A 17,435-nucleotide genomic window follows, 5' to 3' on the forward strand; every position below is an offset into this window, starting at 1 on the left:
CCAATTACGGCCAAAACCCCAGCCACTTCCACCACGTAAATACGACAATCAAGGTTACAATCGTACTCGCAATTGTGGACAAAATACCAGGAAGATAAAAATCCTTTTGGCTGACCAATCCTGTTCCATGAACAACAACATTTGGCATTGTTTCCACAATTAATATATAACCAAACAACATTGTTATTGCTGAAGCAAAGCTTATAACTACAGGATCCAGACCAGTCTGTAGAGACAGACTAATCAATACAGGCAGTAAAGTTACAACCGCAGTCGATACATTGGTTACACCTAGGTGATAAAGTTGCGATACTAAGATAACCACGAATATAGAAATCCACGGATTCGAAAATACATTTAATATGTATTCTGATGTAATAAGAACTTCTAGTAACTCAATTGCTCCAGACTCAATTAAAGCAAAACCTAAAGAAAGAGTTGCCCCGATTAATAATACTAAATCAAAATTTATATTTACCAGCTTTTTCCATTCCACAAAACCAATTCCAGGCATTGCCATTAAAAATACTGCCATTAAAGCCGGAACTGTTGGATGATAGCCATGTAATGATTCGGTCATCCACAGAAGTACTGTAATGAATAAAATTACAATACATTTTATTTCGGAGCTGGTAAGTCTACCGAGTTCCTGGTTTTGCTCTCTCATAGTTGATTGTAATTTATCAAAGGAATATTCTTCAGGTGGAAAGCATTTCCATACAATATAGGGAATAACAATAATTAAAATTAACCAGATAGGAAATGTATACAGAAACCAGTTCAAATATGATATTGTTCTTCCAACATATAATTGTAAAATCTCTATTGTTAATATATTCCCAATAGCAGCTGTTAAAATTGCCGTACCACTGATATTACCTGCATAGGCAGTGCCTATAAGCATAAGTTTGCTAAAATTACTTCCCTTTTGCGCCCCAACCGATTTGAGTATAGAAACAACAACAGGAATCATTAATGAAGCCCGTACTGCAGTTGCCGGTATAAAAAAGGCTTGAATTTGCATAAGTAAACATATCCCGATAAAAATACCCTTTGCAGTTGATCCCCATTTTTGAAGCATCCAATAGGTGACTCTGTTCATTAAAGGAGTTTCATTAACCCCTTTAGCAATCATCATTCCAGCAATAATTAAAAATACAGCGGGGGATGCAAAACCACTTAATACGACATCTACTGAAACAGTATGTAAAAATAGTAACAAAACAAGTACGAGGACAGAGGTCATTCCAAGCGGCAGTGATTCAAAAGCCCATAATAGCAACCCGTAAACCATAATCGATATTGTCGCTTTTGCTGACCAGTCTATATCTTCTGGCAACAGAAACAATAGCCCTAAAAAAATGACTGTAGAAAATAAGAACGAGACTATGTTTCCTGACATCTTTATTCTATTGGGTTGATGCTTGCCTTTCATTTTGAAAAACATAGATTGTATCCTTCTTTCAGGTTCTTATAGTCTTTATTAATGAGAAATGGAAAGAAATAAATTTCAAATGAATGTTCCCGTACCAATTAGTAAATTGTACGGGGTACGCTTGAACTACCCCAGATAAACCCTCACTTGCACATACCCCATCACTAACACATACAACACAACAGCAAACTTCCAATTAAATTGAATGCCATTTTTAAATCCACTTAATTGATTTTGTCCACTCAGCATAATAATTGGCATAATCACTGGCGATAGCAATATAGAAATAGAGCTTCCCAGTGTAATTGCCAATACAATTAACTCTGGAGGATATGGTAGGTGGATACTTTGTAATATACCAGCTACCAGAACCATTACCGTAAGAGGGCCTAATGCTACAAAACCTAATAGGATTACCATAATCGGCAGGAAATACAATATATTCAAAAATGGCAGCATCTCTTGTAGAGAATAAATCCCATTCACAATAGAGTTCGCAAATTCAGTCTGATTAAGAGCAAAAATTAGAAATCCTGCTCCAAGCATGACACAAAGCTGATAGGATTGCTTTGCCATATCGGTTCTTACATAGCTTTTAGCTAAATCAAATAATTTGTTCATCCTACCTTTAATTATGTAGTAAACTACAATCCAGACCATAACGACCAATGGAATTAAAATAAGCAGCTCCATTGTTACTATAAAATTTAATATAAATATAGTGCCGAACAACGAAATAAACAGGATAATAAATTCTTTAACATTACGGTGCATCACCTTTTTATTGGAAGTATGGTTTAGAAGTTCTGCGATTTCAGTCTTTAATCCAGCCGTCAAGTTTACTCCATACTTTTTTTCTTCCGATTTTGAAAATAGTAGTGCGACAAAAATTCCACATATCGAGATGATTAATCCCTGAATAATAGAAATGCTTAGTGATGCATCCATTGTTTCAACAACATAAGCAAAACTTGGAATACTAATTACCCAAAGCACTGAAAGTGAGAATCCCCGCAGGAGAGCAGTTCCTTTAAAATGTTCCCACGCTTCTCCCTTTTCATCTTTTAAAATCATATTTACAAACTGATACATCATCGTAATCGAGCCGAACAGTAAAAAATAAGCAATAACTTGTGTAAAAGAGATCATACCAAAGTAAAATTTCCGACTAGTATTCAAAAAGCGATGTCCAAATCCCATAATTGCTTCCAAAAATGGCTCTTCTCGTAGCACCCAGCTAATCATTGGTACAATGACAAGGAGCCCAATGATATTTCTCATTTGTAAAAATCCGCTCCAAAATCCTTCTATTAAAGAAGTTTCAGAGAAAAATAAAATCATAAAACCTATAACAAACAATGAAGATGGCATTTTTATTTTTGGAGGTGTGTACTTGACCACCGTAAACACAAAAATTCCGATTCCACTAATGGAAAGGATTCTTGACAGCCATTCATTATCATAAAAATATGTGACGAAATGCAAAACAGTAAACGTTATAATAGAAAGCGTTAAACACCAGTTTGTCAGATTTTTCATTGTAATATCCCCTAGACAACATGTTAACCTTATTCTTCCATAGTTCCGTCAATTCGTCTATAGATTACAGTATGGACAACCGTCATTTCAACTTGTTCCTCCAGACGAAATTTTACTAGTAAACCAATTTAGGCATAATAAAAACTGCTTATCTTGATTAATATCCAAGATAAGCAGTATAAAAATGTAGAAATGTTTCAGACTAAATCACTGCATGTTCTTCATCTTTAACATCCGTTATAAACATATGTCCAGGTGCATGGGTAATTACTAATTCGGGTTTACTTGCCATAACTGCTGCCTGTGGAGTTACACCACACCCCCAAAATACAGGCACTTCATCTTCATGAATTGTTACAGCATCCCCGAAATCCGGATTATCAATTGCGTCGATTCCGATTAAGCTCGGATCACCAATATGGATCGGTGCACCATGGACAGAAGGAAAACGCGAAGTAATTTGTGTTGCTCGAATCGCTTCTGCAGGCTTCATCGGACGCATGCTTACGACCACTGGTCCTTCAAATATACCAGCTGATTCACAAGCTATGTTTGTTTTGTACATGGATACATTTCGGCCTTCCTCAATATAACGAATTGGAATACCATTTTCGAGCAGCGGTTTTTCAAATGTAAAACTGCAGCCGATAAGAAATGAAACAAAATCATCTTGCCAATAAGAAGTTATATCTGTAACTTCCTCAGCAAATTCTCCATTTCGATAAATTCGATATTTTGGAAGATCTGTTTTTAAATCACCGTCTGGCGCAGTCTTATGTGGTATAGATGAGCCGACATCCGTAACTTCTATTAGCGGACAGGTTTTAGGGTTTCGCATACAGAACAATAGAAAGTCATAAGCGTATTTTTTCGGTAAAATCACTAGATTGGCCTGTGTGTAACCAGGTGCGAGTCCTGTCGTCGGCTTTGTCCAATCTCCTTTGCGAATCATCTTTCGAATTTCATTTACTTGTTCATTCGTATCATTAACCACTTAAACACTTCCTTTTTATTCAGTTTACAAATTTAAGATTTTAGATTTACAACTAGTACATCTATGTCAATCTTAATTCGATTTACAAGATGCCTCTGCTTTCCGTGCCATGGTGATTAATACGAGCAGGAAGAATGAGGCATCTTATTCTGTTAAAATCAATTTCATTCTTGACAACCATCATTATTTTCTATCCAATAACTCCTGCTCCCAAACTCAAGCATCTTAACAAACGTTCACGTTTCACATAAAGCAATTGTGCTTCTTCCACTTGGACTGTCTCAAATCGCAATTCACTGCCAGTATATTTCTGAGCTACAAATGGCAGGTCAACAGAAATAACAGTCCCTATCCTTGTATATCCACCGGTTGTTTGGCGATCAGCTAGTAGAACAATGGGCTGTCCACTTGCAGGAACTTGAATCGTTCCAGAAAGCACGGCATCGGATAAAATATCTGCTCCATGCTTATGAGTGAGCTCTGCCCCTTCTAACCTGTATCCCATCCGGTCAGATTGCGTGGATACTTTATAGCTGGATGATAAAAATTGCTCGATGGAACTTTCCGCAATCGCTGCTTGATCTGGTCCAAGGATAACACGAACTTTTTCTACATTTTTGTAATTTGGTACGTATGTGGGAGATAATCCCCTACCAGACACACTTTTTAAAGAGAAACTGAATGGACTGCTAGCTAAGTGATCTCCCTTTTGTAAATATCTTCCTTTAAAACCACCTATCGCGGCTTTCGTATAAGTAGATTTACTTCCCATTACAACAGGAGTATCTATACCACCTGCGACGGCAATATAAGCATATGCTCCGTCTTTTGGTTGTCCAAAGGTGATAACTTGTCCCTTTCTAACAGAAAATGATTTCCATACCGGGAGCAGTTCCCCATCTAGCTTGGGTGATAAATCTGCACCACAAATAGCAAGTACAGTATCCTCAAGTATTCGGAGTTCCGGTCCCATAATCACAATTTCAATTCCTGCTGCTTCTCGAGGGTTACCTACTAAGATATTTCCAACCTGTAACGCGAAGCTATCCATTGCTCCTGATACAACAACGCCAAATGCCTGAAACCCAGTTCTTCCAAGATCTTGTACAGAGGTTGCTAGACCTGGCTTTACAACTTCAATAATTGTATTACTCATTTACTTCCCTACTCTTTTTATGATAATTCCGTTCTCCGTTAATGCTGTACATAAACGTTTAGCAAACTCCAGCGACTTTGGTTCGTCCCCATGAATGCAAATAGTATCTGCATTGATTGCTATATCTGAGCCATCAACCGCCTCTACTTTGCCATCCTTTACCATCCGAATGACACGGCTAACTGCTTCGTTTGCATCCTCAACCATCGCATTTTCAAGCGTTCTTGATGTTAGTGAACCATCCGGCTGATACGTGCGGTCAGCAAAAACTTCTTCAGCAACAGGCAATCCTGCTTTTTCCCCAGCTTTGACTAACTCACTTCCTGCTAGACCATATAAAATAAGTTTCGGGTTAATTGCATAAACTGCTTCAGCAATAGCTTGGGCAATTTCTGGATCTTTTCCGGCCATGTTATACAACGCCCCATGTGGTTTCACATGATTCAATGCATTTTGATTAATATGGGTAAAAGCTTGAAGCGCTCCAACCTGATAAATCATAAGATTATAGACATCTTGCGGATCTATTTTCATTGGACGACGACCAAACCCAATTAAATCCAAAAGGCCAGGATGAGCACCAATTCCTAGCTTTTTCTCTGTCGCCATTTTTACCGAGTGTTGCATTACATTATAATCTCCAGCATGGAAACCACATGCAATATTGGCAGAAGAAATATAGTTCATCACTAAATCATCCATGCCAATTTTAAATGCTCCAAAGCTTTCTCCTAAGTCACTATTTACGTCAACAAAATAGGTCACGTGCTAAAACCTCCCTATTCTATGAATGTTTCTACATAAGGAATATACGTTCCTGCATTCACTTCTTTCTCAATCACTTCATATTCTTCAACATCAATTGGTTTAAAACGAATATAATTACCTGCTCGCAAAAGAATTGGAGACGAGCTGTTCGGATCATATAATTTTATAGGTGTTCTTCCAATAATTTGCCAGCCACCAGGCGATTCAAGTGGATAAATTCCAGTCTGCTCACCTGCAATCCCTACAGATCCAGCCGGAATTGCAGCACGAGGATTTTCAAGCCTTGCTGTTGCAATTTCCTTGGACATTCCCCCAAGATAAGCAAATCCTGGGATGAATCCCATCATATAAATTAAATAGTCCCCACTTGAATGAATGGAAATCACTTGCGATTCATCGAGGTTATGAAGACGAGCAACTGCTGCTAGGTCAGGTCCCATCTCCCCTCCATAACAAACTGGAACATGCATGATTTCTGCAGGTGGAAGCTCCATATCTGAAAGCCTGTTTTGCAACTTCTCCATTTGAGTTACTAATGCACTATATAAAATCGTGTATGGATCGTACACAACCGTAATCGCTGTGTACGTTGGAACCCACTCAATTACACCCGGTATTCCTTCTTTCTCTAATAAAATACAGAAGCTGCGAATTTGTTGGTTTATATCTTTTGATATATGGTCACCAAACTGAATCCGTAGACCTGTATCCCCAAAAGCACTTATTTGAAACATACGTATCCCACCATTAAAATTAATCATTATTAGAGGTTGTTCAAAAAGTCTAACCTCCTTTTTGAACACGCACTATTATATATAAAAAACAAAGTTATATCTTAAAAAATATTACTGCGCAACATTAGAAAAGTTGCGGCAATGTTTGAATTAGTGTTCTAATTCCAAGGAACGTTGTCAGCACTACTATAATTATACCAAAAACAGTCAACCAGACAGGATGTTTATAATCACCGACAATTTTTGTATTATGTGCAGCAAGCAGAATAGACCCTAATGTCAATGGTAAAATTAAACCATTTACAGCACCAGCAAACACGAGCAATGTAACAGCTTGGCCAATAAACACAAAAATGAGGGTTGATAATAATATAAACCCAATTATCCAATAACGATAATATTGATCAATTTTTTCGTGGAATGTGCGTAAAAATGATACAGATGTGTATGCTGCACCAATAACTGAGGTAATTGCCGCAACCCAGAGTACAAGACCAAACATACGATAGCCAAATTCACCTGCAGCATATTGAAATACAGTTGCAGCAGGATTATCCGGATCTAAAGATACACCGGCTGAAACTACCCCAAGTACTGCTAAAAACAGTAAAATTCGAATCGCAGAAGCAATTAGAATTCCCATGACGGATGTTCGATTTACTTCAGGAATACTTTCCTTCCCAGAAATACCCGCATCTAATAATCGATGCCCACCAGAGAATGTTATGTATCCTCCAACTGTACCACCAACAATTGTGATAATTGCGTATACATCAAGCTCCAAAGGAACAAAGGATCGGTAAATTGCTTCACCAACCGGTGGTTGACTCACAAACATTACATAAGCAATAAGGATAATAAGCAATGCCCCAAGCCATTTTACAATTTGATCCATAGCAGCTCCTGCTTCTTTTGATAAAAACACAAAAATAGCAATTCCCGCCGTAATGACAGCACCAATTCTCGGATCGATTCCTAGCATTGCATTAATACCTAGACCTGATCCACCAATATTTCCAATATTGAAGGCAATTCCACCAATTACAATAAATATTGCTACAACGAAGCCTAATCCAGGTAAAACTGCATTGGCAATCTCCTGACCACGCATCTTCGAAACCGTAATTATTCTCCAGACATTTAACTGCGCACCGATATCTAATATGATCGAAGCTAAAATAACAAAGCCGAAACTTGCCAATAGTGCTTCTGTAAAATACGCTGTTTGTGTTAAAAAACCTGGCCCAACTGCTGATGTAGCCATTAGAAAAGCAGCACCAATTAACGAATTTCTCCTGCTTTTCTTGTCTTTCTCTGTCATCACATGATGACCTCTATTTTTATCTGTCATGATGTCACACTCCTATGTTGAAATACCCCAGATTGATTGTCAATTATCGAATGAAATGAAGAAAGATTTTATTATTATAGCACAAAACGTATTTTTGATAACTTTTGAACTAATTATTCCCATCAAGAAATTATAAATTCTATGCTCACAGCAGAAGATAACTCACTTTCAATTACCTATCATGAGCATGTATATATTTCAAAAATGAGGAAACCTAGATGTAGATATTCTAACAGTGATTCAATATCTAAAATAATAATTTTACAAACTGGATAAAATGTAAACTTTTTATATACAATAAGATTATAATTAGTATAAGCTAAACTTTTCTAATGTATCCTTACATTTACTCTATTTTACACTCTATTATTAGAGTTTAATTTTTTAACATTCTGTGGTAAAGTGGCTTAATAAAGTTGATAATTGGTAGGTGAGCCTATTGGAAGAAAAGGCATCTTTAAAAATGATGCAAATTGAAGATAAATTTATTGAAAATATCGCGGATAATATGCGGATGTATGGGATTTCTACAACTGTGGGCAGGGTGCTAGGCATCATATATATTAATCGAAATCCGATGACATTGGACGAACTATCTGAAGCTACTGGAATGAGCAAAACGAGAATGAGTCAAGTCGTTCGTGAAATGGTCGATCATAATATTGCCGAGAAGGTATTTGAAAAAGGGGTTCGCAAAGACATTTATAATGTGGAGCAGGATTATTACCAGACCTTTATTTCTTTATTTACATCCGGTTGGCAGCGTGCAATTAAGCGGAATAGGTTAGTTGGTAAAAAGTTATCTGCCGAATTAGCAAACCTCCTTGAAAACGAAACAATAAATGAAGAAACAGAAGCAAAAATTAATGATTTGTTAAGTGAAACAAAAGAATGGTTAAACTATTATGACTGGCTTCATCGTTTAGTTGAGTTTTTTGATAGCGGAGAAGTATTTAATCATGTCCCCAAAGAGAAATAATTGTTAGATAGGTTTTTTCAGAACTAAATTAAAGATTCAAGATATCTAAAAACGTTTTTTCTATATATCATCCAATATTTGCCAAACAAAAGCTGTTGATTTTGATTAAAACCAACAGCTTTATTTAAAGGATTTAATGCAATTGAGGGTTCTCCAGCTCACAAATGTGTTATCGCAATTCTAATAACTTCTGCTTTAGTTCTTCCTCCATGCCAATCAACTCTTGCTCTGCTTGATTGCGCTTCGCACGTCCTTCTGTTTGAATTTGAATCGTTTCTTCAATCGTAGAAACTAAATGCTCCTGTGTCTGCTTCAACGTATCAATATCAACAAGTCCGCGTTCATTCTCTTTTGCTGTTTCAATCGTATTTGTTTTTAACATTTCCGCATTTTTCAGCAAAAGTTCATTCGTTGTTTTCGATACTTGTTTTTGCGCTTCTACCGCGTTGCGCTGCCGTAACAGCGTTAATGCAATCGCAACTTGATTTTTCCATAACGGAATAGCTGTTAAGATAGATGATTGAATTTTTTCAACAAGTGCTTGATTTGTATTTTGAATCAAACGAATTTGCGGAGCAGTTTGCATCGTAATTTGTCTGCTTAATTTTAAATCATGCGTCCGTTTCTCCAAACGATCAGCAAATTGCATGAGATCATTCACTTCTTGAAAATCCATTTGGCTTTGATTAATTTCTGCTTTTTGCTTTAATTCCGGAATTAATTTGGTTTCCAGTTCTTCCAGCTTTACTTCACCGGCGGCAATATATATATTCAATGCGTCATAATAATCTCTGTTTTGATCAAAGAGCTGTTCCAGCATGCCATTATCAGTAATCAATGCATCCTTGCTTCGATCTAGTTTCACTCGAATACGATCGATTTGAGCACCTGTCTTTTGATATTTTGATAAAATCTCATTTACCGTACCAGAAATTTTACCAAACATTCGAGAAAGCAAGCCACGTTTTTCTGGTCGAAGCTCGTCTGGATTAACTTGCTCAAGCTTCTTCATTAAATCACTTAAAATGGAACCGATCTCGCCAACATCCTGTTTTTGCACGTGCTCTAGCATTCCATGCGAAAAATTCAATAGTTTTGATTGTGCCTCTGTTCCATATTGTGCAATCGACCCGTTATTTTTCGGATCAATTTGTTCTGCCAATTGTATTGCTCTTGCTTGATTTTCTTTCGATAACGTATGAATCAACTTCTCAGGCTTGTCTGCATTTTGCTGTGCTAAAGTTTCTGATGAGGAGTATTTAGACTCTCCCCCAAATGGGTTTGCTAATATATCATCAATTGCTTGTGAAGCTTTATGTTGATTGTGTTCACTCATTTCATCATCCCCTTGTTGTTCTTATTCATCCGATGAATGGACTGCTTTGCAACATCAAGTTCGAAGTGTAACGTATCCATATCATCATTAAGCATAACATGTAAATCTTTTTTTATCGTTTCTCCAAGCGTTGTAATTGTTTGACGTGTTTGTCTTAGCGAGCTTTCCATTTCTCTGGTTTTAGCAGGCTGTGTTGCCAAAAAAGCGTATTTTTCTGCTAGCTCTACAAGAGAGTCCAAATGATTATAGAAAAATCCTTCTGCTTGATAAAAACGATTTGGATCCCGCTTTGCATTTATATATATTTTTTGAGCTGTACGGGCAATTTCCAAATTTCGTTTGGCATCCTGCAGTGAGCGAACACGAAATAACGCTTTTTGCAAACGGGAAATCTTTTGCTTTGCTTCTTTTAAGTTTGATTCGATAAATTTGTATTCTCTTCTTGTCAACCCATTTCTTTTCACATACCGATAATCCAAAATTTGCTTGGAAGTAATGAAAAATACAATACCTCCCCCTAATGCGATCAAACTTGATAATAAAAAGGTTTGACTAAAAGCGAAAAAGCTAACAAGCCATGTTAATATCGTACCAGTAAAACCAAGCATGGATTGAATAATAAATTGTAAAAACGCCCTCAAATCCATCAACTCCTATTCGAAATTCCTCTATACAAGTTCAAAAAGGTCATGTCATTCTCCCCAGACTTTTTGAACTACCATTAAAGTCAATTATTAAATAAAATCATTCTCCTACCATTATACTATTACGATAAAGACTCGCAATAGGTTTCAATTTTTTTATGTTCGAACTAAAGTATGATCAAGTTTTGACGAAGGTTTTAGTACTAAACTATTTAAAACAAACATCATACAAAAGGTCAATACATATCGCTGCACACTTTACAAAATGTCTAATGAAGCAACTGTAATTATCCACTATAATTCATATATCCAAATATTTAGAATTAATGTTTAAATACCATAAAATGGTAACGTTTTCAAAAAATATCAGTATTCTTCTTTAGGCTAGTAGATTAGCAAAAATAGTGCATGCGGTAAATAAAGGATACACATATAGCTATTGAAATTTACATCTATATCATTTATCTTATATAATAATATCTGAATATTATTTAATTTATTTTTGGAGCTAATGTTTCGAAAAGTCATATTTAAACAGACGCTGCATTGCAATTCTTAAATGAATGAGGTGGTAGTATGAAACAACTAGGGACAGAGAAACTTCTCGAAGTAAAGGATCTAAAAGTTAATTTTGAAGTTGGCCACAATAAAATTGCAAAGGCAGTTGATGGTGTTAGTTTTTTCATAAATAAGGGAGAAACGGTAGCATTAGTTGGCGAATCAGGTAGCGGAAAAAGTGTTACTTCCCTTTCCATTATGCGACTAATTCCCATTCCACCTGGGAAGATAGTAGGTGGTTCGATTGAACTGGATGGGCAGGATTTACTTAGCTACACTGAAAAAAGAATGAGAAAGGTTCGTGGTGAGGACATCGGCATGATTTTCCAAGAACCCATGACATCCCTCGACCCTGTCTTTCGGATCGAAAACCAGTTGATAGAATCTATTATATACCATCAACGTATCTCTAAAAAAGAAGCGAAACAACGTGCACTGGAGTTATTAAAACTTGTTGGGATTGCAAATCCAGAAAAAGTATTACACGAATATCCTCATCAGTTATCCGGTGGAATGCGCCAACGCGTCATGATTGCCATTGCAATGTCGAATAATCCAAAATTGCTCATTGCTGATGAGCCAACAACTGCCCTAGATGTAACTGTTCAAGCACAAATTCTAAAATTAATGCTTAAAATGAAAGACACGTTTAATTCTTCAATTTTATTAATCACGCACGACATGGGGGTTGTAGCAGAAACTGCTGATCGCGTGTTAGTCATGTATGGTGGTCAGATTGTTGAGGAAGCGCAAGTTAAAGAATTATTTTTAAATCCAAAACATCCGTACACAGCAGCCCTGCTTCGAACAATTCCGAGCTTGGAACAAAATATGCGAAGATTACCTTCCATTCCTGGAAACGTTCCCCCTGCACATAAATTTCCAAAAGGCTGTCGCTTTGCTGACAGATGCGAGTTTGCAATGGATATTTGCAAAGAGGTTGCTCCAGCATTAGACAGTATATCAGATGGACATCAGGTCCGTTGCCACCTCCATGTGAACAAAAGCGGAAGCGCCCGGATAGCGACGTACGGACTGGACTGAACCCGAGGAGATAAAGGAAACACAACGACTTAAGGAAGTTGATGTTGACTTTCACCACAAGGGTATAAGTGCGACTAAGCCTCTGGCACGGCCAGTCGGCAAGTCTTCTGTATCGTACGGAGGTGAGGGAAGTTTCGCTAGTCGCTGGGCGCTGGAGCTGGACTAGGCTATTCCGGTACATGAAGTAATTCAGTCATATTTTATACTTTCTTCCAGCACGCGAAAGGAGGACAAGCAGTTGACGAAAAAACAAGAAGTATTACTGGAAGTATTTAACTTAAAAACTTATTTTCCAGTGAAGGCAAATAAAATTGGAAAAAAGCCGGTATTAAAAGCAGTTGATGATATCTCACTTACCGTTTATAAGGGAGAAACACTCGGTATTGTTGGAGAATCCGGATCTGGAAAATCCACATTTGGCCGTACAATTTTAAGGCTGGTTGAGCCAACCGAGGGTGAAATTATTTTCGAAGGTCAGCATATTGAAAACTTAAAACCAAAGGAATTGCAGGTAATTCGAAATCAGATGCAAGTGATATTTCAAGACCCCTTTGGATCACTCAATCCCAGAATGAGAATTGAAGAAATCATTGAAGAACCGATTAAAATGCATACAAGATTATCAAAATCAGAAAGAAAAAGCAGAATAAAAGAATTGATTGAAAAGGTTGGTTTATCGGAGGAAGCATTAAAAAAGTTCCCCCACGAATTTTCGGGAGGCCAGCGCCAACGTATTGGCATTGCTCGAGCACTTGCTATTAACCCAAAATTTGTCATTGCAGATGAACCAGTAAGTGCTCTTGATGTTTCCATTCAATCTCAAGTTTTGAATCTGATGATGGATTTACAGGATGAGTTTCACTTAACTTACTTATTTATCTCCCATGATTTAAGTGTCATCAAACACATCAGTGATCGAGTAGCTGTCATGTATTTAGGAAGAATTGTAGAAATAGGGACGAAGGAATCTATTTATAAGAACCCACTGCATCCTTATACAAAAGCACTGCTCTCGTCTATACCTGTTGTTGATTTTGAGAATAAACGAGAAGAAATTATGATTTCTGGTGAATTGCCAAGTCCAGTAGATCCACCAGTTGGCTGTGCTTTTCACACGAGGTGTCCGTTCGCAATGGATATATGCAGAGAGAAACGCCCACAACTACAGGACATCAATGCAGAGCAACAAGTAGCATGCTTTTTATATAAGAAAGAAGAAACAAAAGAAAATGATCCATATCATACAATTGAAGTTTAAGGGTGATGAATTTGCTGAAATATCACAATATCACAGATGTTCCCGGTATCAAAGTAGGCAATGTAGAGGATATAGACGCATTAACTGGTTGTACCTCCATTATAGCTGAGTACGGCGCTAGTTGCGGTGTCGATGTCCGTGGTTCTGCTCCAGGCACAAGAGAAACGGATGCACTTGATCCCATTAATGCAATTCAAGAAGTGCATGCAATTTGCTTAGCTGGCGGGAGTGCTTACGGTTTAGAAGCAGCGTCTGGGGTTATGCAGTATTTAGAGGAGGAAAATATTGGATTTAACGTTGGCGTTGCAAAAGTGCCAATTGTTCCAAGTGCTGTTATTTTTGATCTTAATATTGGAGATTCCAACGTTCGACCTAATCTCCAAATGGGCTATGAATCTGCTAAAAAAGCTAGAGTTGGGGATTTTCCTCTGGGTAATGTTGGCGCCGGCTGTGGAGCAACAGTGGGAAAACTAGCTGGTCCTGAAAAGGCAATGAAATCAGGGTTAGGTAGTTCATCCCTTGCGGGTGCTTCTGATTTAATTGTCGGAGCAATTGTTTCTGTAAATGCCGTGGGAGATATCAAAAATCCGGATACAAATACAATACTTGCCGGAGCTTGGGACCCCGATGCGTCTATATTCATCAATTGTAACGACTACATAAAACAGAACCAGACACATCAAGCCCAGCCAGGAGCAAACACAACCATTGGAGTTGTTGCAATGAATGCAAAACTAACAAAAGCTGAGGCTAAGAAGATTGCTAGCCTTACACAAAATGCTTTAGCACGAACAATATTCCCTGTTCACACAATGTTTGATGGCGATACTATTTTTGTGTTGGGAACAGGAACGAAGAAATATCCAGTGGATTACTTAGGTGCACTTGCAGCTGAATCAATGGAACAGGCAATTGTAAAAGCTGTTAAAGCAGCAGAATCTATTAATCATATGGAAAGTTATACTAGTTTACAAGAGAGAAAAACAGAAATATCTGGTTAACAACGTACAGAAGTGAAGAAAGTTTCGTTAGAACTTTATGCTTTGCAGGTTTGGTTCTTCCGATATAAGGAATACCTCCAGCTAAATTTTATAGTATCTTTACTAAATAAAAGGGGTGAATGCAGTGTTAAAGAGAAAATGTTGGTTATCATTCGTTTTGGTTTGCGTTCTATTTTTAATCGGTGCTTGTTCAAATTCAGAGGGAGATAATAGTTCTACAGCAATGAGTGGTGATACAAATGGACAATCGTCGTCACAAGCACAGGAAATTCGCGTTCGTATCAATGACGATCCAGACTTTTTAGATCCACACCATGCAACAGCATCAATTTCCTTCCAAATGATTTTAAATATGTTCGAAGGGTTATTTATTCCAGAACAAGACGGCTCCTTAACTGAAGGGGTTGCAGAGAGCTATGAAGTATCTGATGATGGTTTAACGTATACCTTTAAAATCCGTGAAGGGATTACTTTTCATAACGGTGAAGATTTAACAATTGATGATATTATGTATACATTTGAGCGTTTAATGGGACTAGCTGGTGGAGAAAAATTATCCAATAACTTTGATAATGTTGATTCCATTGACACACTGGATGACACAACCTTTGTTATGACATTAAAAGAACCAAACTCGAACTTTCTATACTCATTAACCGCATTACAATCAGCGATTATACCAAAAAGTAATGATGGGAAGCATAATGAAAATCCAATTGGTACAGGACCTTTCGCCTTTGTGAACTATTCACCTGGATCAAGTTTGGAACTGAAAAAACATGAGGGATATTGGCAAGAAGGCTTGCCATATTTAGAAAAAGTAAATTTTATCTTTCAATCTGATGACCAAGCAGCTGTAATGAACCTATTAGCAAATGAGGTTAATCTAACAGGGATTCCTGGACATCGTGTTTCTGAAGTAGAAGGTAACTATAATGTTTCACATCAAAATAACAATTCTAGCTTAATTATTACATTTAATGGTGATAAAGAACCATTTAATGATGTAAAGGTTCGACAAGCAATTAACTATGCAATTAATAAGCAGGATATTATTGATTCTGTATTCTCTGGCTATGCAACGCCAATTGGGTCAAATATGAGCCCTGCTATGGGAGATTATTACTTAGACGGACTTCAGGAGGTTTATAACCGTGATGTAGAAAAAGCAAAGGAACTTCTTGCAGAGGCTGGTTACCCCAATGGATTTTCAACAAAAATAACCGTATCTTCACATAATGATATATACTCCAGTATTGCTCAGATTGCAGTTGAGAACTTAAAAGAAATTGGAATTGATGTTGAGATTGAGGTAGTTGAATGGGGAATTTGGTTAGAGCGTGTTTACTCCGGTCGGGATTATGAAATGACAACCATTGATTTAACAGGACGTCCATCTGCTTATGAGGTTCTTAATGACTACATTTCAGAAAACGATGCGGAGAATTTCTTCCTCTTCGATAATGAGGAATTTGACCAAGTCATGTCAGATGTGCTATTGGAATCAAATCGGGATAAGCAGATTGAATACTATCAACGTGCTCAGGAAATTTTAAATGAACAAGTACCGGCTGTTTATATTGCTGATTATCAAATTCTGTGGGGATCTACGAATAATATTACAGGTCTAAAAAGTTATCCATTCTGGTTCCATGATATGAAAGAAGTTAAATTCGAATAGTGAAGGGCTGGTACTATGTTCTTTTATCTTCGTCGCATCATTTTACTTTTTATAACGGTAGCACTAGTGTCGGTCATTACGTTTGCAGTCTTTCAAGTATTACCAGGTGATCCAATTCGAACAATGCTCGGAACTGAGGCGGATGAGACGCAAATTGAAAATTTAAGAAGCGAGTTAGGTTTAGACCGTCCTTTGTATGAACAGTACTTCACTTGGATTAAGGGACTGTTCACTGGTGATTTAGGGAATTCAATCCGTTTTTCAATGCCAGTCAGTACATTACTAATGGAACGGTTACCCGTGACATTATCTGTAGCAAGTATAGCATTACTAATCGTTTTACTTGTTGCACTTCCGCTAGGGATTTTCGCAGCTCGCCGAAAAAATAAAGCTAGTGATGTCGTTTTATCATCTGTGACCCAATTGGGGATGGCGGTCCCCTCCTTCTGGCTCGGAATGATTTTTATTCTCTATATCGGGATGAATGTAGACTTTTTCCGAATTAATGGATATATTCCATGGACTGAAAGTATTCAGGGTGCATTAAGTACACTGCTATTACCTGCACTAACAATTGCTATTCCACAGGTTGCTGTTAAATTCCGATATGTTCGGACGTCGATTTTAGAGCAGGTGCAGCTTGATTATGTAAGAACGATTCGAAGTAAAGGGTTACCAGAGAAAATCGTTGTTTATAAACATATCTTGAAAAATGCAATGATCCCGATTCTCACTATTTTCGGATTGATCACTGCCGAAATTGTAGCAGGGACAATTATCGTTGAACAAGTCTTTGCTTTGCCTGGAATAGGTCAATTGTTAATCACATCGATAAGCAATCGGGATTTTCCACTCGTACAAGGAATCGTTATGTATATAACTGTTGCCGTTGTATGTATCAACTTTCTTGTGGACATTTTATATTCTGTCGTTGATCCAAGAATCCGGTTACGTTAG

Annotated in this window: 15 protein-coding genes; 6 read left to right on the top strand and 9 right to left on the bottom strand. The window is 37.3% G+C overall.

Translation table 11 applies throughout. The features are described from left to right. Positions 1 to 4: 4 nt before the first annotated feature. From NST46_RS00835 to NST46_RS00865, 7 genes are all read right to left on the bottom strand, one after another. Complete coding sequence (locus NST46_RS00835) at positions 5 to 1,402, bottom strand: SLC13 family permease (protein WP_341136588.1); 1,398 nt, start codon at positions 1,400 to 1,402, stop codon at positions 5 to 7. A 159-nt stretch (positions 1,403 to 1,561) separates the two neighbouring features. After that, on the bottom strand, positions 1,562 to 2,974 hold the full coding sequence (locus tag NST46_RS00840; RefSeq protein WP_095310890.1) for a hypothetical protein: 1,413 nt from the start codon (positions 2,972 to 2,974) through the stop codon (positions 1,562 to 1,564). A gap of 202 nt (positions 2,975 to 3,176) precedes the next feature. Then, positions 3,177 to 3,968, bottom strand: coding sequence for a putative hydro-lyase (locus NST46_RS00845; protein WP_340002140.1), 792 nt, complete (start codon positions 3,966 to 3,968; stop codon positions 3,177 to 3,179). Positions 3,969 to 4,158: 190 nt separating this feature from the next. Further along, positions 4,159 to 5,124, bottom strand: a complete 966-nt coding sequence (locus tag NST46_RS00850; protein ID WP_118889776.1) for a 5-oxoprolinase subunit C family protein — start codon at positions 5,122 to 5,124, stop codon at positions 4,159 to 4,161. Continuing rightward, positions 5,125 to 5,889, bottom strand: coding sequence for a LamB/YcsF family protein (locus NST46_RS00855; RefSeq protein WP_095310894.1), 765 nt, complete (start codon positions 5,887 to 5,889; stop codon positions 5,125 to 5,127). A gap of 14 nt (positions 5,890 to 5,903) precedes the next feature. After that, positions 5,904 to 6,626 (bottom strand): 5-oxoprolinase subunit PxpB, encoded by a 723-nt coding sequence (pxpB, locus tag NST46_RS00860; protein ID WP_340002141.1) that lies wholly within the window; start codon positions 6,624 to 6,626, stop codon positions 5,904 to 5,906. Positions 6,627 to 6,750: 124 nt separating this feature from the next. Further along, a complete protein-coding gene (locus NST46_RS00865; RefSeq protein WP_095310895.1) occupies positions 6,751 to 7,977 on the bottom strand; it encodes an NRAMP family divalent metal transporter in 1,227 nt (408 codons plus the stop codon). A gap of 463 nt (positions 7,978 to 8,440) precedes the next feature. Between NST46_RS00865 and NST46_RS00870 the strand changes: the two genes are divergently transcribed. Next, positions 8,441 to 8,956, top strand: coding sequence for a GbsR/MarR family transcriptional regulator (locus NST46_RS00870; RefSeq protein WP_095310910.1), 516 nt, complete (start codon positions 8,441 to 8,443; stop codon positions 8,954 to 8,956). Between the two features lie 169 nt (positions 8,957 to 9,125). On the opposite strand, the gene NST46_RS00875 is transcribed toward NST46_RS00870, so the two are convergent. Together NST46_RS00875 and NST46_RS00880 are read right to left on the bottom strand one after the other, a co-directional pair. After that, positions 9,126 to 10,292 carry a toxic anion resistance protein gene (locus NST46_RS00875; RefSeq protein WP_095310897.1) on the bottom strand — a complete coding sequence of 389 codons (1,167 nt, stop codon included), beginning with the start codon at positions 10,290 to 10,292 and terminating at the stop codon, positions 9,126 to 9,128. Further along, complete coding sequence (locus NST46_RS00880; RefSeq protein ID WP_251659301.1) at positions 10,289 to 10,933, bottom strand: 5-bromo-4-chloroindolyl phosphate hydrolysis family protein; 645 nt, start codon at positions 10,931 to 10,933, stop codon at positions 10,289 to 10,291. Before NST46_RS00880 ends, NST46_RS00875 begins: the two co-directional genes overlap by 4 nt. A 579-nt stretch (positions 10,934 to 11,512) precedes the next feature. Here NST46_RS00880 and NST46_RS00885 point away from each other — a divergent pair. From NST46_RS00885 to NST46_RS00905, 5 genes are all read left to right on the top strand, one after another. Beyond that, positions 11,513 to 12,538, top strand: coding sequence for an ABC transporter ATP-binding protein (locus NST46_RS00885; protein WP_095310901.1), 1,026 nt, complete (start codon positions 11,513 to 11,515; stop codon positions 12,536 to 12,538). Between the two features lie 238 nt (positions 12,539 to 12,776). After that, on the top strand, positions 12,777 to 13,796 hold the full coding sequence (locus NST46_RS00890; RefSeq protein WP_340002142.1) for an ABC transporter ATP-binding protein: 1,020 nt from the start codon (positions 12,777 to 12,779) through the stop codon (positions 13,794 to 13,796). A gap of 5 nt (positions 13,797 to 13,801) precedes the next feature. Next, positions 13,802 to 14,797 carry a P1 family peptidase gene (locus NST46_RS00895; RefSeq protein ID WP_341136589.1) on the top strand — a complete coding sequence of 332 codons (996 nt, stop codon included), beginning with the start codon at positions 13,802 to 13,804 and terminating at the stop codon, positions 14,795 to 14,797. Between the two features lie 223 nt (positions 14,798 to 15,020). Next, entirely contained in the window at positions 15,021 to 16,478 is a 1,458-nt protein-coding gene (locus tag NST46_RS00900; protein WP_095310920.1) for an ABC transporter substrate-binding protein, read from the top strand. Positions 16,479 to 16,493: 15 nt separating this feature from the next. Then, entirely contained in the window at positions 16,494 to 17,435 is a 942-nt protein-coding gene (locus tag NST46_RS00905) for an ABC transporter permease (RefSeq protein ID WP_095310914.1), read from the top strand.

Source organism: Oceanobacillus sp. FSL W7-1309, from assembly GCF_038002145.1.
GTDB classification, from domain to species: Bacteria; Bacillota; Bacilli; order Bacillales; family Amphibacillaceae; genus Oceanobacillus; species Oceanobacillus profundus.